The following is a 20,650-nucleotide window of genomic DNA, read 5'->3' on the forward strand; positions in this document are numbered from 1 at the left end:
AACTCACTTCAACTGATCCTCGGTGTAGTAGCCGCCATCGACGAGCAGCTCCTGGTAGTTGTCCTTGTAGACGATCGCGGGCTGCAGCAGGTACGCGGGAACGACCTTCTCGCCGTTGTCGTAATCGGTGGTGTTGTTGGTCTCGGGAGTCTCACCGTTGAGCATTGCCTGAGCCATTTGGATCGTGACCTCGGCGAGTTCGCGGGTGTCCTTGTAGATCGTGGAGTACTGCTCGTCGGCGATGATCGACTTCACCGACGGCACCTCGGCGTCCTGCCCGGTGACGATCGGGTAGGGCTGACCTGCCGTGCCGTAGCCGTTGCTCTTGAGTGCGGAGAGGATGCCGATGGAAATGCCGTCGTAGGGCGAGAGGACGCCCTGCACCTGCTGGCCCGAGGAGTACGTCTTGGTGAGCAGATCCTCCATGCGCTTCTGGGCGGTGGCCGGGTCCCAACGCAATGTTGCGGCGGTCTCGAAATCGGACTCGCCACTGCCGATCTTCAGAGTTCCCTTGTCCAGGTACGGCTTCAGGGTTTCCATGGCACCGTCGAAGAAGAAGGTGGCGTTGTTGTCGTCGGGTGAACCGCCGAAGACCTCGATGTTCAACGGACCTGCGGGGGCGTCGGCCTTGTCGGTACCGTCCTCGTTCTTCAGACCGAGGCCGACCAACAGTGACGTCGCCTGATCGACGCCGACCTTGTAGTTGTCGAAGGTCGCGTAGTAGTCGACGTTCGGGGAGTTGCGGATGAGGCGGTCGTACGCGATGACGCCGATACCGTTGTCCTTGGCTTCCTGCAGCTGGGTGGTGATGGCAGTACCGTCCACCGAGGCGACGATGAGAAGCTTTGCGCCCTGGGTGATCTGGTTCTCGATCTGATTCACCTGGGTGGGAATGTCGTTCTCGGCATACTGAAGATCGACTTTGTAGCCCTGACCCTCGAGTGCGCTCTTGAGGTTGTCGCCGTCGGCGATCCAACGAGCCGAGGACTTCGTCGGCATCGTGACGCCGATCAGAGCGCCTGCAGTGCTGCCGCCGTCGGCCGGAGCCTCGTCTGCGGTCTTGGTGCTCGACCCGCACGCGCCGAGCGTGAGGGTGAGGGCCACCGCGGCCGCGGCCATGGATAGCTGTCGAAACTTCATCGTTTCTCCCTGTGTAGTGAGGTAGACCGTGAAGCGGAGGCCGTCGGGTGGTCCCGTGTGGTTCGCATCACATCAGAACGAAAGTGTGAGCGATAACAACGGCAAAGTCAAAGTTTTCTTTCCGGTACCGCCGTGACCAGTGTGAGCGCTAACATCACGGGAGTGGACGGCCCTCTCGGGCGATCCCGTCGAAGGGGTCAGTGCAGTTCGTGAACCGACTGTTTGCCGCTCTTGAGCCAGCGGCTCGGCAACCGCCCGACCAGCTCGCCGAGCGGGTGCACCGCCGCCGAGAGGATCTCCACGGAGTCCTGGAGGATGTCGATCGAGATGCTCATGCGCTCGATGTTGGGAGCCACGGACGTCAGAGTTTCGGACAGTTTCACCAACTGGTCCAGCGGCCCGCCCTTGGCCGTCAGGCGCTCGACGGCACCGTCCTCGGCCAGCATCGTCTCGAGGATGCCGTTCTCGGCGATGGCCCTCTCGATGAGGCCGTCCTGACGCGTGAGCACCTCGAGGGGGCCGTCCGTGGCCGTCAGCCGTTCGAGCGGACCGTTGGTGGCGGTGATGCGGTCGAGCAGGCCGCCCTCGGCCAGGAGGCGTTCGAGCGGTCCGTCCTCGGCGAGCAACCGGTCCAGGGGGCCGCCGGGAGCGAGGATTCGCTCGACCGGGCCGCCCGGAGACAGTAAGCGCTCGAGGGTGCCGTCCTCGGATGTGAGCCGATCGACGACGCCACCCTGGGCGAGAAGGCGATCCAACGGCCCGCCTTCTTTGAGGGCGTTCCCGAGAGCGCGGTCGTCGGAGGTGAGCTGACCGAGCTGGGCGAGCAGCTGCATCGTGCCGCCGCGCGGATTGGCGAGCGAGGCCACTCCAGCAGTGCCGGACGCGCCGGTGGCCAGGGCCATTCGCGTGGTCGCCAACGCGACCTCCGCTACGCCGATCGCCTGTTCGGCGATGGCGATTCCGGCGCGCGCGGGAAGTGTGATCGCTGACACCCAGTTCATGGTTTTACTGTAACTGCTTGTAGCCGGGAAAATCAGTGAAGAACCTTCAGTCCCACGACGCATCCGACGATGCCCACCAGAAGCGCAATTTTGAGAATCGACGCAGCTTCTTCACCGGTGATCATTGCGTACGCGACGGTGAGGGTGGCACCGATTCCCACCCAGACGGCGTAGGCGGTACCGGTGGGCAACGACCGCATCGCGACCGCGAGACCGATCATGCTGAGCACCACCGCGACGCCGAACACGACGGACGGTCCGAGTTTGGTGAAACCCTCGGACTTACCGAGCGCGGTTGCCCAGATCGCTTCCAGAACGCCGGAGACGACGAGAATGAGCCATGCCATGTGAAATCACTCCTCTGACACCGTCTTGTCCAGCGGGTACGGTGCCCCTCGTCCGATTGTCGGAAGTGACTTGTACGAATGTACCAATTCCGCTGGGCGGTGGCCACGAGTGCGGAGGGCTCAGTACGCGTAGGTGTTCTCCGGTGCTTCGATGCGTTCCACCGTCGACACCGTCATCGTGGGCGTGAATCGGGTGTCCGCCGTCGCGGTCGTAGCGTCGACGGTCCCCGAAATCCGTAGCCAGGTGCCGTCCGCAATATCGTCGAGAGTGGCGCTACCTGCGTCGAGATGGATTCGGATGGATCTGGCGTCGGCCGCGCAGCAGATGATCAGAATGCGGGCGAGGTCGAGGCCGTCGGTCGTACCGTCGACGCGCGGCGAACCGCCGTTCGCTGTGGCCACAGCGAATCCGGTGACAGAAATCTCCCGGCCGTCGAGGCTCCGTTCGGAATCCCTGACCGCGCGTTGGACGACATCGAGCAGCGGGACCTCGGGTACCGGCTCGCTCGGCAGGGGTGGAAATGCGGTCTGCTGCCGATCGGCCGCGGAGGTGACCGATCGGTCGCCGACGGACGAGACTCCCAGCGCGGGAGGTGCGATGAACAGAATGACGGCGACCGGCACCAGCAGCAACCAGTACGGTCGCGCGTCGTGACCGTGTCCGTCGCCGGCGTCGGGCCCGCCGCGCCGAATGTCGGCGACGATCGACGCGACGGCGAGCGCCACGATCAACACTCCGGCGGCGAGCAGAAACGGGTAGAGGGAGGGTTTGACGTATCGCACAAAGCTGCCGTCCGCGGAGATCTTCACCATCGCCCCGCCGACGAGCAGCAGCAGCAGGTTCTGCACTTCCCGCTTCATCGCGCACCCAGCACGAGGTAGCCGCAGACCGAGCCGCACACGATTGCGACGACGAAGGTCAGCGGCGCGAAGCGGGCGACGAATCCACGTCCGAAGCTGCCCGCCTGCATCGCCATCAGCTTCAGGTCGACGGCCGGTCCGACCACGAGGAAGACCAGACGTGGCAGCAGCGGCAGCATCGACATGCTTGCGGCGACGAACGCGTCGGCCTCCGAACACAGGGCCAGGATTATCGCGAGGACTGCCATCACCAGGATCGACAGCAGCAACTGGCCGGCGAGATGCTCGTACACCCAATCCGGAATCACCAGGTGCAGCAGCGCGGCGGCCGCTGCACCGAAGACGAGGAAGGCCCCGGCCTGGAGCAGGTCTGCGCGCGCCGACTCCCGGAACGTGTCCCACTTGGAGCCGCCGTGATCGTGTCCGCGATCGGTCAGTCGCGCGGTGATCCACCGAGCCTTGCCGAACCGGGTCCACAGCCACCCCATCACCAGGGCGGTGAACAGGGAGCCGAGGAACCGAGCGAGAACCATCCCCGGCTCGCCCGGAAAGGCGACGGCTGTCGAGACCAGGACCACGGGATTGATCGCCGGTGCCGACAGCAGGAATGCCAGCGCTGCCGACGTGGGAACGCCCTGGTCCTTGAGCCTCCGTGAGACCGGAACGGCACCGCACTCGCAACCGGGCAGCGCCATCCCGGCGAGTCCGCTCACTCCGACGGCAGCGGTTTCGTTGCGCGGCACCACCTTCTGCAGCACCGCGGGCGAGACGAAGGCGGCGATGCCTCCGCTCACCAGCACGCCCAGAACCAAGAAGGGCGTGGCCTGCACGAAGATGCCGGTGAACACCGTGGCCCCGGTTCGCACGCTAGGGGATGCGGCGACCCAGTCGGCGAGGTACGGACCTGTCACGATGCCCAACACGAGCAGAGTTGCGAATACGTGCATGGATGTCACCCTGGGCTTGCGTCTCACGGGGCGATCGGTGTTCGCAGGGAGCATCGGGGTTCATCATGCCCTCTCGTCGTTCGTTTTTTGCATGGGCTCACAGCAACCTCACAGCGAGAGCCCAGCGGACGAGCAGCAACGCGCGCGATGATGGATACCGTGAGCGAAACCCCCGAAGCGCGTGTACTGATCGTCGACGACGAATCGACCATCGTCGAGTTGCTGTCGGTGAGTCTCCGGTTTCAGGGGTTCGAGGTGGCGACGGCATCGACCGGCCCGGAGGCCCTCGACAAGGCCCGACACTTCAGGCCCGAGGCTCTGATACTCGACGTGATGATGCCCGGCATGGATGGCTTCGGCCTGCTGCGTCGGCTGCGAGCGGACGGTATCGATGCACCCGCCCTCTTCTTGACCGCACGTGATTCCGTGGAAGACAAGGTGACCGGTCTGACTCTCGGTGCGGACGACTATGTCACCAAGCCGTTCAGCCTCGAAGAGGTGGTGGCGCGTCTCCGGGTGATCCTGCGTCGATCGGGGAAGGGCGAGGACACCCACCCGTCCCGTGTCGTGTTCGCAGACATCGAACTCGACGACGACACCCACGAGGTGTGGAAGGCGGGCGAACCGGTCTCGCTGTCGCCCACCGAATTCACACTGCTGCGGTACTTCATGGTGAACGCGGGGACCGTGCTGAGCAAGCCGCGCATCTTGGATCACGTATGGCACTACGACTTCGGGGGTGAGGTGGGAGTGGTGGAGTCGTACGTGTCGTATCTGCGCCGCAAGGTCGATACCGGCGACACCCGCTTGATCCACACGCTGCGGGGCGTCGGATACGTCATGCGACAGCCGCGGTGACCGGTATGCGCTCTCGGCTGGGCGGTATCCCGCTGCGATTCACTCTGGTCGCGGCTCTACTGCTGTTGGTCGGACTCGGACTGCTGGCCTCCGGAGTCGCCGTGACCTCCTCGCTCGAGTCATCGCTCATGCGTCGCCTCGATCAGCAGTTGGTGGAGGCGTCCGACGGGTGGGCGAGGCCGCGCGACGACCGGCCGTTTCCGCCGGTCGACGAGCCCAGCCCGAGTCGCCCGCCGTCGAACTTCTACGTACGGTCCGTCGCGAACGACGGCACTGTCCGCGGGCCCATCAACGATGCGGCAGAGGATGTTCCGGATCTCGCCGGTGTCACCTCAGCCGTCCCGACGACGGTCGGTTCCGAGGGCGACGCGTCGAAGCAATGGCGCGTGGTGACGGTGTCCAACAGTGACGGGTCCACCACGGTGGGTATACCGCTCGGTTCCAATCAGCAGACCGTCAGCAGACTCATGGCACTTCAGTTCTACATCGGCGCAGCGGTATTGGTGATATTGGGAGTGGCGGCCTACTTCGTGGTGCGGCGCAGTCTGCGGCCGCTGCGCGAGGTGGAGACGACCGCTGCCGCGATTGCCGCAGGCGACCTGCACCGGCGAGTGCCCCACCGCAGTGAGAGAACGGAAGTCGGTCGACTGTCCGCGGCGCTGAACGGGATGCTCTCCCAGATACAGCGGGCGTTCGCCGCGACGGCAGCGTCGGAAGAAGCTGCACGGGCCTCCGAGGATCGGATGCGCCGATTCGTCGCCGACGCCAGCCACGAATTGCGCACACCGCTGACGACCATTCGGGGATTCGCCGAGCTGTATCGGCAGGGCGCGATGAGTGACATCTCGTTGCTGATGACGCGAATCGAGGGCGAATCGGCGCGCATGGGTCTGCTCGTCGAGGATCTGCTGATGCTCGCCCGGCTCGATGCCCAACGTCCCCTCGAGGTGCGCCGCGTCGACATGCTCACGATCGCCGCCGATGCCGTACACGACGCGAAAGCCGTGTCGCCCGCGCGTGATATCTCGTTGACAGTGTCGGCGGGACCAGGTGTTCCGGAGGTCTCCGGAGACGACGCCCGACTCCGCCAGGTGGTGGCCAACCTCGTCGGAAATGCTGTGCGGCACACACCCGACTCGGCGTCGATCACGGTGTGCGTGAGCACCACCGAGGATTCGGTGGTGTTCGAGGTCCGGGACACCGGCCCGGGTCTGAGTGAGGAGGAGGCGGCACACGTCTTCGAGCGTTTCTATCGCACCGACTCCTCGAGGACCCGAGAAAGCGGTGGCAGTGGACTCGGCCTGTCCATCGTCGCGGCGTTGGTCGCAGCCCACAACGGGACCGTGGAGGTCCGAAGTACTCCTGGTGCGGGTGCCACCTTCCGGGTCGAACTACCCCGCGCCGATGGTTGATTCGTCCTTCTTGCGTTCGGCCAGCCTGGTGTACGCGGCTGCCGCGAGGGGAGCGGCTACGAGCATCGACACCAGCCGGATCACCTGAACGCAGGCGACGAACGTGACGTCCGATCCGGTCGTCGCAGACACCGCGAGCACCGCTGCCAAGCCGCCGGGAGTGGTCGCGAGATAGCCGGTCAACATGCTGACTCCGGTGATGGCGGACAGCGCCCAGCCCAGGAGAGCGCAGATCAGACCGATCGTGAGCACGAGCAGCGCTGCCCACGGGAAGATGCGTCCTATCGCCCGCAGGCTGGCGATGGTGAAGGCAAGTCCTGCTTGCCATCCGATGACGATGAACGCCAACGGCAGTAGCACTGCAGGGACGGAGATGTCGACGGGCCAGCCGAGTAGCTCGCAGGCTCCGGCGACGATCAGCGGCCCGAGCGTGGCCGGGGCAGGCAGTCGGATCGCCTTCGCGAGAACGATTCCGGTGACGACAGCGCCGATCAGAAAGGCCGTTCCGAGGTACCACGGCGTCGTCGACGCCTCGTCGGAACCGGCACCGCCACCGGTGTCGGTATGAAAGGCGAAGGTGACGATCAGTGGCATCGTGACCACCACCAACGCCACGCGAAGATACTGGACGACGGCGACGATACGCTCGTCACCGCCGAGCTCGCGGGCTACCGACACCAGACCCGTTGCGCCACCGGCAATCAGAGACAGTGCTCCGGTGACGGGGTCGACATCGCGGTGCAGCGCGAGCAGGGCGCCGCAGCCTGCGCTGACGATCAGGGTCGCCAACCCGACAGTGACTGCAGGAATCCAGTTCTCGCCCAACGCTCCCAGTGTCTCGGTATCGAGCATCAGACCGATCGTCACCGCCAGCGTGCCCTGCGCTGCCATGGATGCCGGACGGGGGACGGCGGCCGGCCCCAACCCCGTGAGCGCAAACACCACGGCGACGACCAGTGCCGCGAACAGCGACGGTGCCGTGAGACCCAGGGCTTCGAAAAGGGCCCAGCCCCCGACGGATACGGCCGCGAGGCCGATCCATCGGAGGCTGCGCCCGAGCATCCGGGTCACGCGGTGTGCGGCACTCACGCTCCGGACTTGACCAGCAGAACCGGCACCGGAATCTCCAGCAGCAAACGCTGAATGGTCTGTCCCATCAGGAACTTGCCGACCGCCGAGCGGTGCCGGGAGCCGACGACGAGGATTTCGGACTTCTGCTCCTCGACCAGCGTCAGCAGAGTGTTCACGGCGTCGGGATCGGGCCGACCCACTGCCACGGTCCAGGAGACGTAGTCTGCGTGGTCGATATCGGTCAGGGCCGTCTCCACGGCGGTGGAGACCGCCTGTGTTTCGCCCGCCTCGGCGGAGGGCTCGGCCGATCCCGACAGTGCGTGCAGGACGACCAACTCGGTCTCCCTGATGCGAGCTTCTCGAACGGCGGCCGCCAGTGCTGCGCGGCCTTCGGGTGAATTGTTGTGCAGTACGCCGACAGTCATGACGGTTTCTCCTACGCGAGGTGAGTGGGGATCAGCCGAAGGGGATCTGGCCGAGGACGATGCCGACGGCCAGCATCGCGAGGGAAACGACCACCGCTCGCCACAACACCTTTTTGTGGTGATCGGCCAGCGAGACTCCGGCCAGGGTCACCAGCAGCAGGATGGCCGGTACCAGCGGGCTCTGCAGGTGGACGGGCTGACCGGTGATCGAGGCACGGGCCATCTCGACCGGGTCGATTCCGTACTTTTCGGCGGTCTCGGTCAGCACGGGGAGGATGCCGAAGTAGAAGGCGTCGTTGGTCATGAAGAACGTCAGCGGGATGCTCAGGACGCCGGTGATGACGGCCAGGTACGGGCCCATGCCCGGGGGGATCACGTTGAGCAGCCACTCGGCCATGGCCTCGACCATGCCGGTGCCCTGGAAGACACCGGTCAGGATCGCTGCGGCGAGGACCATGGCGACCACCGAAACGATGGAGGACGAGTGACGTGCGATTGCGTCGCCCTGTTCCTTGACCTTGGGGAAGTTGACCGTCAGGGCGATGGAGGCAGCGATCATGAACAGCACCGGGATGGGCAGGATGTCCATGACGAGGATGACGAGGAGGACGACCGTCAGAGCAGCGTTGAACCACAGCAGCTTCGGACGCAGGGTGTCGCGATTGGGATCGAGCCCGTCGAAGAATTGACCCGATTCGCCGTCGCTCGATCCACCGGTGCCTGTTCCGCCGGTAGCCTTTTCGCCCTTACGGTTACTGCCGCCCTTACGGATACTTCCGCCGCCGCCCGAGGCGACCAGTTCTGGCTCGAAGACGAGCTTGCCGATGCGTCGGCGTTCCATGATGCCCAGGTGAACGGCGAAGAGCAGCACGATGATCAGGCCGACGATCATCGAGGGAACCATCGGAACGAAGACGTCGGACGGGGAAATGCCGAGCGCAGAAGCAGCGCGAACCGTGGGTCCGCCCCACGGGATGATGTTCATCGTGCCGTTGGCGAGACCGGCGACGACCGTCAGAATCACCGGGCTGACACCGAGTTTGAGATAGAGCGGCAGCAGTGCGGACGTCACGATGATGAACGTGGTGGACCCGTCACCGTCGAGCGAGACGACCATGGCCAGAATGGCAGTTCCGACAACGAGTTTCATCGGGTCGTTGCGCACCAAACGCAGAATGGCGCGCACCAGTGGGTCGAACAGTCCGACGTCGATCATGATTCCGAAGAAGATGATGGCGAAGAACAGCAGGGCCGCGGTGGGGGCCAGGGACTTGATGCCGTCGGTGATCATGTCACCGATGCCGAGTCCCGCACCGGCCAGCAGACCGAAGATGACGGGAACGAGGGTGAGTGCGACGACGGGCGTGGCTCTCTTGGTCAAGATCAAGAACATGAAGGCGGCTACCATGAGGAAGCCGAGTATCACCAACATCGTGCACTCCTTCTCGAAACTGTGTGAGGTGGGTCCGGTTGGACTACGTGTTGTGACTGAAGTTACGTAACCGGAATCACATGTTCGCCGTTGTGCGCACTACCCGCGCAAGCAACGTAAAGAGCCTTTTGCGCATTGTGCTCGAGCATCTCTCGGCCTAGCCTTGGCTGGTGCGATTGAGGACTCAGGTGCTGCTGCTGCAGGCTGCGTTGGTTGCGGTGGCGCTGGCAGTGGCCTTCGGAGTGTTCGCGATCAGCAGTGGCGAACAGGCCAGTGAGGAGTACGGCGAGCGGGCACTCGCGATCGCGCGAACGGTCGCGTCCGATCCGGAGGTGCGCTCGCTCGTCGGGCAGTTCTCGGCCGCGGACACTGCGGGCACCGATGCTGCGCCGGCCGGAGTGCTGGCGGGCGGTGCGCTGCAACGGACGGGCGAAAGTGCCCGACAGCGCACCGATGCACTGTTCGTCGTCATCACCGACGACCGGGGCCTGCGCCTGGCGCATCCGGATCCGACCGTCCTGGGGGAACGGGTGAGTACCGATCCGTCGGGTGCGTTGGCCGGCAACGAGGTCGTCGAATCCGAACGTGGCACGCTGGGTGACTCTGTCCGCGCGAAAGTGCCTGTGCTGGCGCTCGGTTCGACCGATACGGTGATCGGCGAAGTCAGCGTCGGAATTTCGACCACGGACGTGCGCACCGAGCTGGTGAAGGATCTGGTCAACGGCGGATTGGTGACCGGGGCGGTGCTGTTGCTCGGGCTGGCGGGCTCGACACTGTTGGCGCGCCGATGGAAACGACTGACGCTCGGGCTCGAGCCGGAGGAATTGGCCGAACTGGTGCGCGAGCAGGAGGCGGTGCTGCACGGCATCGGCGAAGGCGTGGTGGCCATCGACCCGGACGGCGTCGTCACCGTCGTCAACGACGAGGCACGCACCTTGCTGTCCATCGACGGCAAGCCAGGGACGCGCGTCGAGGAGATCGGGTTGACACCGAGACTGCTCGAGGTCATCGAAGCCCCCACGGGTGAGCCGGTCCTCGCTGCTGTCAACGAGGTGGTCGTCATTGCGGCAGCGCGAAAGGTGCTGCGGGACAATCGCGATCTGGGGACGGTACTCACCGTGCGCGACCGAACGGATGTGGAGGCGCTGACGCGACAACTCGATGCGGTGCAATCGATGTCCGCGGTGCTGCGTGCTCAGCGACACGAGTTCGCGAACCGAATGCATCTGGTCAGTGGGCTGCTGCACGAGGGACATCCCGATCGAGCGTCGCAGTACATCGACGAGATTCTCGGTGTGGGACCGAGATCGGAGGCAGTCGAGGGGATCGATGCGGTCTCCGACGCCTATCTGCGTTCCTTCCTCACCGCAAAGGCGGCACACGCGCGCGAAAGTGGCGTGCGACTGGTGTTGGGAGAGAACACCTGGGTCGGCGGCGAACTGGTCGGACCGGTGGATGTCACGACGGTACTGGGCAACCTGATCGACAATGCCATCGACGCGGCACGGGTCGGGTCACGCCGGCCTGGCGAAGTGGAAGTGGATCTGGTGCAGGATGATTCGACACTGCACATCGTGGTCGTCGACTCGGGTGACGGGGTTGCGCTGGCACCCGAGCAGGTGTTCGCCGAGGGAGTCTCGACCAAGTCGACGGCGGACACGCCGGGCGGACGAGGGGTGGGATTGGCACTCAGCCGACAGATCGCACGAACCCGCGGCGGCGACGTGACGTTGGCCGACGTCGGCGGGCAGGTAACGGCGGACAACGACCGTGGGGGCGCAGTGTTCATCGCCGTGATTCCAGACGCACTACTGACCGATGAGGTGACGCAATGAGAGTTCTGGTGGTCGACGACGACTTCCGGGTCGCGGATTTACATGCAGCACTGGTGAATTCGCTCGATCACTACGAGGTGGCAGCAGTGGCGACGAGCATTGCGCAGGCGCGCGAAGTGCTGGCCACCCAGTCCTTCGACCTGGCTCTGGTGGACGTGTACCTGCCGGACGGCTCCGGTATCGATCTGGTGCGAGAGTTGCCGTGCGACGCGGTGGTGCTCTCCGCTGCGGCGGATCAGCAGACGGTGCGCTCGGCGATCACGGCGGGCGCATGGACGTACCTGATCAAACCGTTTCCACGTTCGGCGTTGATCGATCGTCTCACCGGATACCTGACATACCGCGGGGCTCTGGACCGTTCCGACGAGCTCACGCAGGCGGATATCGACGGTGGGCTCGATGCCCTCCGTCCGCGTGCTGCGGCCCCGCTGCCGTCCTCGCAGTCCGTGACTCGTGATCTGGTGCTGGACGCGGTGCGCACGACCGCCGAGCCGATGTCCGCGGGCGAAGTTGCTGCCGCCATTGGTATTTCACGTGCAACGGCGCAGCGCTACCTGGCAACGCTGGTGTCCAAGGGGCGGCTACGGATGCAGCTGCGGTACGGGTCGACCGGGCGTCCCGAACAGGAGTACTCGTCACCGCCGGGAGCGTGAGGCTGCCACCACCACGGCTCCGACCACGGAAATCGCGGCGGTGACCAGAGCTGCAGTGTTCCATCCGTGCACCAGCGCGGCGGTATCGGTTCGACCTGCCGGGACGGCGACCACGGCCACAACTGTGACGCCCACCGCGGATCCCACGTAGCGGGCGGTGTTGTTGGCCCCGCTGCCCATGCCGCCGCGGCCTGCCGGGACGCTCGCCACCGCCTCGCGTCCGAGCGCCGCGTTGAGGACGCCACTGGCCACGCCCGCCACCAGCAGGCCGGGCAGAAGCCTGGGCCAGCCGGCGTCCTCGGCGAGGCCCGTCAACATCAGCATGCCGAGTGCCACACCGATCAGGCCGACGGCGAGTTGGGTGCGACCGCTGACAGATGCGGGAATTCGCCGTGCCAACAGGGCGGTGACGACCGATGTCGCAGACCAGGCGAACAGGAGAACAGCTGCACCGAGTGCATCGATTCCCAGCACGGTTCCGAGAAATCCGGGCATGTACGACATCAGTGCGATGATCCCGCCGCCGGTGGTCAGCGCGGCGATCGTGGCGGCCAGAAACGGTGGGTGCCGGAAGAGCGCCAGATCGAGCATCGCGGTGACGCTGCGTAGTTCGATGACGATGAAGGCAGCCAGCAGCAGAGCCGCGAGGACGAAGAGAACGATCGGGGTGACGGCAATCCAGCCCTGCCTGCCCTCGACGAGAGCGGCCAGCAACGCGGCGATGCCCGTGGCCAACAGCAGCGCGCCGACGGGATCGAGGCCACGCGGGGCGTTGGACCGGGATTCTTCGACCCGTAGGTGCGCGGCGACGGCCAGTGCGAGCGTGGCAATGGCGAGAACCACGTAGGCCTCGCGCCAGCTGGCCCAACGATCGAGGATCGCGGCGAGCAGCGGTCCGAGCGCGATACCGGCACCGACACTGGCACCCCAGACCCCACCGGCCTTGGCGCGCACCGGCCCGGCCGGGTGGGTATGCGCGATGATGCCCAGGCTCGACGCGACGACCGCGGCACCACCGAGGCCCTGCAGGATGCGGGCCAGCACGAAGATCAGGGTGTTGGGAGAAACCGCGCAGACGATCGAGCCGACGGCCAGCACTGCTGCTCCGATGACGAAGGTGCGGCGACGTCCGAAGTCGTCGGCGACGGTGCCGGTGGTGAGCAGTGCGGCGGCGAGTCCGATGCTCATCGAGCTGAGAATCCAGGTGCGTCCCGCTGCGTCCGACATCAGGTCGGCCGCGGTGCTGTTGATGGTCGCGAGCGGCGCGGTGAAAGCCATCAGGGTCAGCAAGGTGCCCGATGCTGCGACGGTGAGTGCGCGAGTGCTGTTCGTGGTCCCGGCGGGCGAAGGTGCAGTGTAGGTCATCGTCGTCTTCCTGGTCTGGTGATCGAACTGTAATCGGCCATCTTGGTTCGGTCAACAGACTGTACGATCGGGGGATGGCACTCGGAACCGACTATGCCCGCCAGGATTGCTCTCTGGCCCGCGCGCTCGAACTCGTCGGCGAACGCTGGACCATGCTCATCGTCCGCGACAGCTTCTTCGGCGTCCGACGCTTCGGCGACTTCCAGGTGCACCTGGACATCTCCAAGGCAGTACTCGCACAGCGACTCGGTGCGCTGGTCGACGCCGGACTACTCGAACGGCGGGCGCGCGCGTTTCCCGGTGGACACGAGAACTACGTGCCGACGGTCGCCCTCGAACGACTGTGGCCGGCGATTTTCGCGCTGAACTACTGGGGAGAAGAGCAGACCGCCAAGCCGGCCGGGAAGCGTCGACGATTCCTGCATGCGAGCTGCGGCACCGACCTGGGGCAGCTGGGAATGTGCCCCGCCTGTGGCGTCGCACCAGAGCCGCGCGACATCGACACCGACATCGGACCGGGCTACGACCCCGACGTCCGATCCGACGAGGTGTCGATGCAACTGCGTACGCGGCGACGCTTGTTGACGCCCCTGCGCTGAGGCGTCAGTTCGCGACGTTCGCCTCGTGGCCCATCGCGCGCAGTGCTGCCCGAAGCTTGTCGGCGGCCTCGTCCTGTGACTCCGCGGACGGATTCGGATCCGCACCGGAGATGTCGAAGTTGCCCATGTCGTACGCCGGGAACACATGCAGATGCAGGTGCGGCACCTCGAGTCCGGCGATCAACAGGCCGGCCCTGGGCGCGTCGAACGCTGTCCTGACGGCCTGGCCGATGATCTGCGCGACGGCCGTGATCTTGGCGAACACGGCACCGTCGACGTCCTGCCACTGATCGATCTCCGCACGTGGAACCACCAACGTGTGGCCCTGCGTGACCGGGGCAATGGTCAGAAACGCCACGACATCGTCGTCCTGCCAGACGAAACGTCCGGGAATCTCACCGGCAATGATCTTGCTGAAAATAGAAGCCATAGAGAACAGAATGCCCTACGAGCAGGTCTCCATGGTCACTCCGCAGGCTGCGCTCCTGTGCCTCTTGGTCACTCCGCAGGCTGCGCTCCTGTGCCTCTTGGTCACTCCGCAGGCTGCGCTCCTGTCCTCCCAGGTGATTGCCAGGTTCGTCGCAGCGTAGGTCCAGCTGCGCGCACGAGGGTTGCCTCATGACAACGAATTCCCTCGCACGAGCAGGCCAGCGGCCCGGCTCGAATGCCACGGCCACCCTGGAAGTGGTCATTCCGGTATACGACGAAGAGGCGGACCTCGAACAGTGCATTCGTCGTCTACACGAGCATCTGACGGACCGGATTCCGTTCCGGTCGCGAATCACCATCGCAGACAACGCCAGTACGGACGGCACCCTCGCGGTGGCGCACCGGCTCGCCCTCGAGATCGACGGAGTTCGGGTGCATCACCTGGACGAGAAGGGACGCGGTCGGGCTCTCAAAACAGTGTGGCTCGCGTCCGACGCCGACGTCGTCGCGTACATGGATGTCGATCTGTCCACCGACCTCAACGCTCTGATGCCGCTGATCGCTCCACTGCTCTCGGGTCACTCGGACCTCGCCATCGGTTCTCGGCTGAACCGGTCGTCACGCGTCGTCCGTGGGGCGAAGCGCGAATTCATTTCGCGCAGTTACAATCTCATCCTCCGTACCTCGTTGCGCGCTCGCTTTTCCGATGCCCAGTGCGGGTTCAAGGCGATGCGCGCCGACGTCGCGCGACAACTGCTCCCACTCGTCGAAGACACCGGGTGGTTCTTCGATACCGAATTGCTGGTCATCGCCGAGAAGGTGGGCCTGCGCATCCACGAGGTGCCGGTCGACTGGGTCGACGATCCCGACAGCAGCGTCCACCTCTTCGATACCGCCGTGAAAGATCTGCAGGGATGCTGGCGAGTCGGTCGTGCTCTCGCGGCCGGAGTCCTCCCCGTCGCCGAACTGCGTCGAAGCCTGGGACGGGAGCCGCTCGTGGCCGGTGTACCGCACGGAATGGTCGGTCAGCTGGTGCGATTCGGCATCATCGGAGTCGCCAGCACCGTGGCCTACGCGCTGCTGTACCTGGTTCTGCACCCCATGATCGGAGCGCAGGCCGCAAACTTCGCCGGGCTGCTGATCACGGCGGTGCTGAACACGGCGGCCAACCGCGCCTTCACTTTCGGCGTCCGAGGGTCCGGCGACGCGGGCAAGCATCAGCTGCAGGGTCTGGCGATCTTCGGTATCGCGTTGCTGATGACCAGCGGGTCACTCGCGATAACGCACGTCTGGTCCCCGGACGTCTCGCGGCACGTCGAGCTCGCCGTCCTCGTCGTCGCCAATCTCGTTGCCACCGTGTGCCGATTCGTCGCACTGCGGTGGGTCTTCCGCAATGCGCAGTCAACCCGTGCGGGGTCGGCACGAATGGAGGTCACGCGATGACTACGACAATAGAACGGCCTTCTGCGGCCGCACCGACCGAGCCGGCGACCTCCCGGCGGTGGGAACTCCTCGGGCTGACCGCTCTGCTGGTCGGCACCGGCGTCGCCTACATCTGGGGACTCGGTGCGTCGGGTTGGGCCAATTCGTTCTATTCCGCAGCGATACAGGCCGGTTCGGTCTCCTGGAAGGCCTTCTTCTTCGGATCCTCCGATGCCGCCAACTCGATCACCGTCGACAAGCCGCCGATGTCGCTGTGGCTGATGTCGTTGTCGGTGCGGGTGTTCGGGCTGAACACCTGGGCGATGCTCGTCCCACAGGCGTTGCTCGGCGTCGCATCTGTTGCGCTGCTGCGAGCTGTCGTCGCCCGTCGATTCGGGGCAGCCGCCGGACTGCTTGTCGGACTTGTATTGGCGCTGACTCCCGTTGCGGCACTGATGTTTCGCTTCAACAATCCCGATGCTTTGCTGGTTCTGCTGATGATCACTGCCGTCTGGGCTCTGCTGAGAGGCGTCGAATCCGGAAAGACGAAGTGGCTGTTGATCACCGGCATGTTCGTCGGATTCGGCTTCCTGACCAAACAGCTTCAGGTGATGCTCGTCGTACCGCCGCTGGCCCTGACGTACCTGATCGCCGGGCCGCCCAGATTGGTCACTCGGCTGCTGCAGTTGTTCGGAGCGCTCGGAGCCATGATCGTCTCGGCCGGATGGTGGTTGCTGATCGTCGAATTCTGGCCGGCATCCTCGCGGCCGTGGGTCGGTGGCTCGCAGAACAATTCGATTCTGGAACTGACTCTCGGCTACAACGGCCTGGGCCGGCTCAGCGGTGACGAGACAGGCAGCGTCACCGCCGGCGGTGGAGTCGGTGGCGGCGGCGGTGGTTCGATGTGGGGCGAGACCGGCATCCTCCGCATGTTCGACGCCTCCCAGGGCGGCCAGATCGCCTGGCTCATCCCCGCCGCATTGTTGCTCTTGGTGACGGGACTCGTGTTACGAGGCAGGGCTCCGCGTATCGACGTGCACCGCGCATCGTTGATCGTGTGGGGCGCGTGGCTGCTCGTCACCGGGTTGACGTTCAGCTTCATGGCCGGGATCTTCCACTCCTACTACACGGTGGCACTCTCGCCTGCCGTTGCTGCGCTGGTCGGTATCGGCAGCGTGATGCTGTGGCGCGAACGACAGCGGTTGTGGGTGCGGATCGCGACGGCGCTCGCGGTGGCGTCGACCGTCGCAATGGCGTGGGTGCTGCTCGGCCGCAGTGCCAGTTTCGTACCGTGGCTGAAATGGGCGATCGTGTTCGTCGGAGTTCTTGCTGTGGTGGCACTGCTGATTCCGGCGCTCACCCGCGGCAGGCTCGCCGTGGTCGCGATTCTTGCGGTGATGTTCGCCGGACTGGCCGGTCCGACGGCGTACGCGGTGGACACGATCGCCACCCCGCACACCGGGTCGATCGTGACCGCCGGCCCGAACACCGGTTCCGGTGGATTCGGCGGAATGGGCGGAGGGCGACGCGGAGACGGCGGTATGCAGATGCCCGGTGGTGCGCCGGCCGGGGCGCAGATGCCTGAAGGTATGCCGGGTGGTGGTCCGGGAATCGGTGGCGGTGCCGTCGGCGAGAGGGGTGGCGGAGGGGGTCTGCTCGAAGGCAGTACACCGACTGCCGAGATCACGTCGATGCTCGAGCAGGACGCCGGTTCGTACACCTGGGTCGCGGCGGCCATCGGTGCCAACACCGCCGCGGGTTATCAACTTGCCACCGAAGATCCCGTCATGCCGATCGGCGGCTTCAACGGAACCGACCCGTCGCCGACTCTCGCGCAGTTCCAGCAGTACGTCGCCGATGGGAAGATTCACTACTTCATCGGAGGCGGTGGCATGGGTGGCAGGGAGTCCGGTTCCTCGGCCGAAATCTCTGCCTGGGTGAGCGAGAACTTCACCGCGACCACCGTCGATGACGTCACGCTGTACGACCTGTCGCGGTAATTACGGCGTCGCCGACAGGCCCCGCACCGCGACAGGTGCGGGGTCTGTCGGCGACGAGCAGATAGTCTGTTGCACTGTGCGCGTACTCGTCATAGGTTCCGGTGCTCGTGAGCACGCCCTTCTACTTGCGCTGAACGCCGATCCGTCGGTCGAGAAACTCTTCGTTTCTCCGGGCAACGCAGGTACCGCAAAGCTCGCCGAACAGCACGCCGTCGACGTGGCGTCCGGCGACGCTGTGACTGCACTGGCGAAGAAGGTCGAAGCCGATCTCGTCGTCATCGGGCCGGAGGTTCCTCTCGTCCTCGGCGTGGCCGACGCTCTTCGTGAGGCAGGCATCGCCACCTTCGGCCCCTCTGCCGACGCGGCTCGCATCGAAGGGTCCAAGGCGTTCGCCAAGGACGTGATGGCAGCGGCCGGTGTGCGGACCGCGCACAGTGAAATCGTCGACTCGCCCGGCCTGCTCGACGCAGCCCTGGACCGATTCGGCCCCCACTGGGTGGTCAAGGACGACGGTCTGGCCGCAGGCAAGGGTGTCGTCGTCACCACCGATCGCCTCGTCGCCCGCGATCACGCCGCCGAGTTGCTCGAGAACGGGCACCCGGTACTACTCGAGTCGTTCCTCGACGGCCCCGAGGTATCCCTGTTCTGCCTCGTCGACGGTGAGACCGTGGTGCCGCTGCTTCCTGCGCAGGACCACAAACGCGTCGGCGATGGAGATACCGGACCGAACACCGGCGGCATGGGTGCATACACCCCACTCCCATGGCTGCCCGAAGGTGCCGTCGAGGAGATCGTCCGCGATGTGGTGAAACCCGTTGCGGCCGAGATGGTCGCGCGCGGGGTGCCGTTCTCCGGCCTGCTGTATGCCGGTCTGGCGATGGGCACCGAAGGTCCCGCCGTCGTCGAATTCAACTGTCGCTTCGGCGATCCCGAGACCCAGGCTGTGCTGGCGTTGCTCGATTCACCTCTCGGTGAGGCGCTGAACGCGACGGCAACCGGCACCCTGGCGTCGCTGCCGCCGCTGCGCTGGAAGGACGGCGCGGCGGTCACCGTCGTCATCGCCGCCGAGAACTACCCCGGTCGCCCGCGCACCGGTGACGAGATCCTCGGCTCCGAAGGCGCAGGCGTGCTGCATGCCGGCACCGCTGTGAAAGACGGCACGGTCGTATCCGCGGGTGGACGCGTGCTCAGCGTGGTCGGCACCGGATTCGACCTCACCGCCGCCCGCGACGACGCCTACTCGCGCATTGCGGGAATCCGATTGCCGGGCAGTCACTTCCGGACCGACATCGGCTTGGCTGCAGTGGAGGGTCGTATCTCGCTGTAGGTGACCGAGCCGGTGTGCTGAGTGTCCACAATTCGCCCTAGCAGGCGGGATCCCGGTCGCCGGCTCTGAATGTGGACACTGAGCTCGGTTAGCGAGCCAGGTGCGCTGAGTGTCCACAATTTCGCATAGCACACGCTTTCCCGTGTGCCCGGCCGAAAAGTGGACACTGAGCTCAGTTGTCCACAGGTAGCAGCGTTATCCACATTCCGCGAATCGCGCTCCCACGAGCAGCTTCTGCGCGCAATGCTGTTCGACCATGGGGGTCTACACGAGACAGCAACTACTGGACAGTGGCGTCAGCGCCGGGGCGATCGACTATCGGGCCAGGGTCGGCACACTGATCCGGCTGTTGCCGAGCATCTACTGCACGGGTGAGCCGTCGTACCGCGATCGGTGCGTGGCCGCGACGCTGTGGCAACCGGATGCGGTGCTCAGCCACCTCACTGCGGCGTGGTGGTGGAACCTCGTCGACTACGAACCCGAACAGGTGCACATCACCGTGCCCCGCACCACGCGAGCACGGTGCCCGTCGTGGCTGCGTGCGTATCGTCGAACGATTCGCGAGACGAGTTTCGTCGACGCCCTTCCTGTCGTGACGATCGAGCAGTGCATCGTCGACGTGTCGGCGTCACTCGGTGGGGCAGCCTTGGAACCATTCGTCGACGCGGCGCTCAGTGGGCCCGTGAGCAAACGTGGGTTGGCGGCGCAATGCGAGAAGTCAGCCGGAATGGCAGGGATCACCGAGACGAAGAAGCAGCTGCGACTGTCCTGCCCACGGACGCTGTCCGAACCGGAACGACTGGTGGCTCGCGCATTGACAGCGGCCGGCTACTTCCTCGAGATCAACGCGGCGGTGGGGCAGTACTTCGCCGATCTGTTGGACCGTCGAGCGCGGGTGATCATCGAAATCGACGGCCGCGAATTCCACAGCGCGCCGGGGGTGTTCACCAACGATCGAGTGCGCCAGAACGCACTGCAGCTCGACGGGTGGCTCGTGCTGCGATATTCGGCTGCGATGGTGATGTCCGACCTCGACGCCGTCGTTCGGCAGATCATCGAAACCGTGCGCCGGCGCCGGAAGGCACTGAGCTGAGTGTCCACTATTCGCCATCTCGGGCGGGATTCGGGCTGTTGCAATTTGAGCGTTGTTGATTTTGCTGCGTGTTGTGCTGTAGCGGGTGGTGATGGCCTGGGAGAATGTGCTGGTGGCCAAAGGTTATCGCCCGGTGGATCGGGACCAGCAGTTCTTGTTGCCGGTCGATATGCGCGAGTGGTTACCGGCATCGGATCCGGTGTTCACCGTCATCGACGTGGTCACCGCGTTGGACACATCGGCGGTGCATGCGGTGCGCCGCACCGGTGGTGTCGGGCGCGCGGGATACGACCCGGACATGCTGCTCACGGTGCTGATCTTCGGGTGGGCACAGGGCCCCCGGGTGCTCGAGCGGTTGTGTCAGCGTGATGCCGCGTTCCGGATCATTTGCGCGGGCAACACTCCTGATCATGTGACGATCTCTCGGTTCCGC

21 protein-coding genes are annotated in these 20,650 nt (G+C 65.3%); 11 read left to right on the forward strand and 10 right to left on the reverse strand.

Annotation, left to right across the window (positions count from 1 at the left end):
- Positions 1–3: 3 nt before the first annotated feature.
- From chvE to ACIGGF_RS11275, 5 genes are all read right to left on the reverse strand, one after another.
- Positions 4–1,140: a multiple monosaccharide ABC transporter substrate-binding protein gene (gene chvE / locus ACIGGF_RS11255; protein WP_397521401.1), complete on the reverse strand. Its 1,137-nt coding sequence runs from the start codon at positions 1,138–1,140 to the stop codon at positions 4–6.
- Positions 1,141–1,337: 197 nt separating this feature from the next.
- Entirely contained in the window at positions 1,338–2,141 is an 804-nt protein-coding gene (locus tag ACIGGF_RS11260; RefSeq protein WP_397521402.1) for an ABC transporter, read from the reverse strand.
- Between the two features lie 32 nt (positions 2,142–2,173).
- Positions 2,174–2,488, reverse strand: a complete 315-nt coding sequence (locus tag ACIGGF_RS11265; protein WP_397521403.1) for a DMT family transporter — start codon at positions 2,486–2,488, stop codon at positions 2,174–2,176.
- Between the two features lie 120 nt (positions 2,489–2,608).
- Positions 2,609–3,349, reverse strand: a complete 741-nt coding sequence (locus tag ACIGGF_RS11270; RefSeq protein ID WP_397521404.1) for a TIGR03943 family putative permease subunit — start codon at positions 3,347–3,349, stop codon at positions 2,609–2,611.
- Positions 3,346–4,350 carry a permease gene (locus ACIGGF_RS11275; RefSeq protein WP_397521405.1) on the reverse strand — a complete coding sequence of 335 codons (1,005 nt, stop codon included), beginning with the start codon at positions 4,348–4,350 and terminating at the stop codon, positions 3,346–3,348. The genes ACIGGF_RS11270 and ACIGGF_RS11275 overlap by 4 nt, the downstream gene beginning before the upstream one ends.
- Positions 4,351–4,446: 96 nt before the next feature.
- On the opposite strand from ACIGGF_RS11275, the gene ACIGGF_RS11280 reads away from it, so the two are divergent.
- Both ACIGGF_RS11280 and ACIGGF_RS11285 read left to right on the forward strand, forming a co-directional pair.
- Entirely contained in the window at positions 4,447–5,154 is a 708-nt protein-coding gene (locus ACIGGF_RS11280; protein WP_397521425.1) for a response regulator transcription factor, read from the forward strand.
- Between the two features lie 5 nt (positions 5,155–5,159).
- The gene (locus tag ACIGGF_RS11285; protein ID WP_397521406.1) at positions 5,160–6,566 is read left to right on the forward strand and encodes a sensor histidine kinase; all 1,407 of its coding nucleotides are present in this window, start codon (positions 5,160–5,162) and stop codon (positions 6,564–6,566) included.
- Here ACIGGF_RS11285 and ACIGGF_RS11290 read toward each other — a convergent pair.
- Genes ACIGGF_RS11290 through ACIGGF_RS11300 form a run of 3 tightly spaced genes read right to left on the reverse strand, consistent with a single transcriptional unit; the run spans position 6,546 to position 9,494 of the window.
- On the reverse strand, positions 6,546–7,655 hold the full coding sequence (locus ACIGGF_RS11290) for an AbrB family transcriptional regulator (RefSeq protein ID WP_397521407.1): 1,110 nt from the start codon (positions 7,653–7,655) through the stop codon (positions 6,546–6,548). The genes ACIGGF_RS11285 and ACIGGF_RS11290 overlap by 21 nt on opposite strands.
- On the reverse strand, positions 7,652–8,062 hold the full coding sequence (locus ACIGGF_RS11295) for a universal stress protein (RefSeq protein ID WP_397521408.1): 411 nt from the start codon (positions 8,060–8,062) through the stop codon (positions 7,652–7,654). Before ACIGGF_RS11295 ends, ACIGGF_RS11290 begins: the two co-directional genes overlap by 4 nt.
- 31 nt (positions 8,063–8,093) lie before the next feature.
- Positions 8,094–9,494: a CitMHS family transporter gene (locus tag ACIGGF_RS11300; protein ID WP_397521409.1), complete on the reverse strand. Its 1,401-nt coding sequence runs from the start codon at positions 9,492–9,494 to the stop codon at positions 8,094–8,096.
- Between the two features lie 170 nt (positions 9,495–9,664).
- Between ACIGGF_RS11300 and ACIGGF_RS11305 the strand changes: the two genes are divergently transcribed.
- Together ACIGGF_RS11305 and ACIGGF_RS11310 are read left to right on the forward strand one after the other, a co-directional pair.
- Positions 9,665–11,329, forward strand: a complete 1,665-nt coding sequence (locus tag ACIGGF_RS11305; protein ID WP_397521410.1) for an ATP-binding protein — start codon at positions 9,665–9,667, stop codon at positions 11,327–11,329.
- Positions 11,326–11,982: a response regulator gene (locus ACIGGF_RS11310; protein WP_397521411.1), complete on the forward strand. Its 657-nt coding sequence runs from the start codon at positions 11,326–11,328 to the stop codon at positions 11,980–11,982. The genes ACIGGF_RS11305 and ACIGGF_RS11310 overlap by 4 nt, the downstream gene beginning before the upstream one ends.
- On the opposite strand, the gene ACIGGF_RS11315 is transcribed toward ACIGGF_RS11310, so the two are convergent.
- Positions 11,965–13,347, reverse strand: coding sequence for an MFS transporter (locus ACIGGF_RS11315; RefSeq protein WP_397521412.1), 1,383 nt, complete (start codon positions 13,345–13,347; stop codon positions 11,965–11,967). The genes ACIGGF_RS11310 and ACIGGF_RS11315 overlap by 18 nt on opposite strands.
- A 74-nt stretch (positions 13,348–13,421) precedes the next feature.
- Here ACIGGF_RS11315 and ACIGGF_RS11320 point away from each other — a divergent pair, with 74 nt between their 5' ends.
- Positions 13,422–13,946: a winged helix-turn-helix transcriptional regulator gene (locus tag ACIGGF_RS11320; RefSeq protein ID WP_397521413.1), complete on the forward strand. Its 525-nt coding sequence runs from the start codon at positions 13,422–13,424 to the stop codon at positions 13,944–13,946.
- Between the two features lie 4 nt (positions 13,947–13,950).
- Here the strand turns inward: ACIGGF_RS11320 and ACIGGF_RS11325 are convergent, their stop codons facing one another.
- Positions 13,951–14,376, reverse strand: a complete 426-nt coding sequence (locus tag ACIGGF_RS11325) for an HIT family protein (protein WP_397521414.1) — start codon at positions 14,374–14,376, stop codon at positions 13,951–13,953.
- 10 nt (positions 14,377–14,386) lie between these two features.
- On the opposite strand from ACIGGF_RS11325, the gene ACIGGF_RS11330 reads away from it, so the two are divergent.
- The 6 genes from ACIGGF_RS11330 to ACIGGF_RS11355 form a co-directional block, all read left to right on the forward strand.
- Positions 14,387–14,536 (forward strand): hypothetical protein, encoded by a 150-nt coding sequence (locus ACIGGF_RS11330; protein WP_397521415.1) that lies wholly within the window; start codon positions 14,387–14,389, stop codon positions 14,534–14,536.
- A 28-nt stretch (positions 14,537–14,564) separates the two neighbouring features.
- Positions 14,565–15,818 (forward strand): glycosyltransferase, encoded by a 1,254-nt coding sequence (locus tag ACIGGF_RS11335; RefSeq protein ID WP_397521416.1) that lies wholly within the window; start codon positions 14,565–14,567, stop codon positions 15,816–15,818.
- Positions 15,815–17,797, forward strand: a complete 1,983-nt coding sequence (locus ACIGGF_RS11340; protein ID WP_397521417.1) for a glycosyltransferase family 39 protein — start codon at positions 15,815–15,817, stop codon at positions 17,795–17,797. Before ACIGGF_RS11335 ends, ACIGGF_RS11340 begins: the two co-directional genes overlap by 4 nt.
- A 76-nt stretch (positions 17,798–17,873) precedes the next feature.
- A complete protein-coding gene (gene purD, locus ACIGGF_RS11345; RefSeq protein ID WP_397521418.1) occupies positions 17,874–19,124 on the forward strand; it encodes a phosphoribosylamine--glycine ligase in 1,251 nt (416 codons plus the stop codon).
- 256 nt (positions 19,125–19,380) lie between these two features.
- Complete coding sequence (locus tag ACIGGF_RS11350; protein ID WP_397521419.1) at positions 19,381–20,217, forward strand: DUF559 domain-containing protein; 837 nt, start codon at positions 19,381–19,383, stop codon at positions 20,215–20,217.
- Between the two features lie 91 nt (positions 20,218–20,308).
- Positions 20,309–20,650 (forward strand): transposase (locus ACIGGF_RS11355; RefSeq protein WP_397521420.1); only part of this gene is annotated, 342 nt, incomplete at its 3' end.

It is taken from the genome of Rhodococcus sp. NPDC078407, from assembly GCF_044542515.1.
Lineage (GTDB): Bacteria > Actinomycetota > Actinomycetes > Mycobacteriales > Mycobacteriaceae > Rhodococcoides.

Coding starts and splice junctions, on each gene's coding strand:
- ACIGGF_RS11340 (WP_397521417.1), top strand. CDS start 15,815: ATGACTACGACAATAGAACGGCCTTCTGCGGCCGCACCGACCGAGCCG.
- ACIGGF_RS11275 (WP_397521405.1), bottom strand. CDS start 4,350: ATGCTCCCTGCGAACACCGATCGCCCCGTGAGACGCAAGCCCAGGGTG.
- ACIGGF_RS11280 (WP_397521425.1), top strand. CDS start 4,447: ATGGATACCGTGAGCGAAACCCCCGAAGCGCGTGTACTGATCGTCGAC.
- ACIGGF_RS11265 (WP_397521403.1), bottom strand. CDS start 2,488: ATGGCATGGCTCATTCTCGTCGTCTCCGGCGTTCTGGAAGCGATCTGG.
- ACIGGF_RS11295 (WP_397521408.1), bottom strand. CDS start 8,062: ATGACTGTCGGCGTACTGCACAACAATTCACCCGAAGGCCGCGCAGCA.
- ACIGGF_RS11350 (WP_397521419.1), top strand. CDS start 19,381: ATGGGGGTCTACACGAGACAGCAACTACTGGACAGTGGCGTCAGCGCC.
- ACIGGF_RS11330 (WP_397521415.1), top strand. CDS start 14,387: ATGCCCTACGAGCAGGTCTCCATGGTCACTCCGCAGGCTGCGCTCCTG.
- ACIGGF_RS11270 (WP_397521404.1), bottom strand. CDS start 3,349: ATGAAGCGGGAAGTGCAGAACCTGCTGCTGCTGCTCGTCGGCGGGGCG.
- chvE (WP_397521401.1), bottom strand. CDS start 1,140: ATGAAGTTTCGACAGCTATCCATGGCCGCGGCCGCGGTGGCCCTCACC.
- ACIGGF_RS11310 (WP_397521411.1), top strand. CDS start 11,326: ATGAGAGTTCTGGTGGTCGACGACGACTTCCGGGTCGCGGATTTACAT.
- ACIGGF_RS11335 (WP_397521416.1), top strand. CDS start 14,565: ATGACAACGAATTCCCTCGCACGAGCAGGCCAGCGGCCCGGCTCGAAT.
- ACIGGF_RS11320 (WP_397521413.1), top strand. CDS start 13,422: ATGGCACTCGGAACCGACTATGCCCGCCAGGATTGCTCTCTGGCCCGC.
- ACIGGF_RS11260 (WP_397521402.1), bottom strand. CDS start 2,141: ATGAACTGGGTGTCAGCGATCACACTTCCCGCGCGCGCCGGAATCGCC.
- ACIGGF_RS11325 (WP_397521414.1), bottom strand. CDS start 14,376: ATGGCTTCTATTTTCAGCAAGATCATTGCCGGTGAGATTCCCGGACGT.
- ACIGGF_RS11315 (WP_397521412.1), bottom strand. CDS start 13,347: ATGACCTACACTGCACCTTCGCCCGCCGGGACCACGAACAGCACTCGC.
- ACIGGF_RS11300 (WP_397521409.1), bottom strand. CDS start 9,494: ATGTTGGTGATACTCGGCTTCCTCATGGTAGCCGCCTTCATGTTCTTG.
- ACIGGF_RS11285 (WP_397521406.1), top strand. CDS start 5,160: ATGCGCTCTCGGCTGGGCGGTATCCCGCTGCGATTCACTCTGGTCGCG.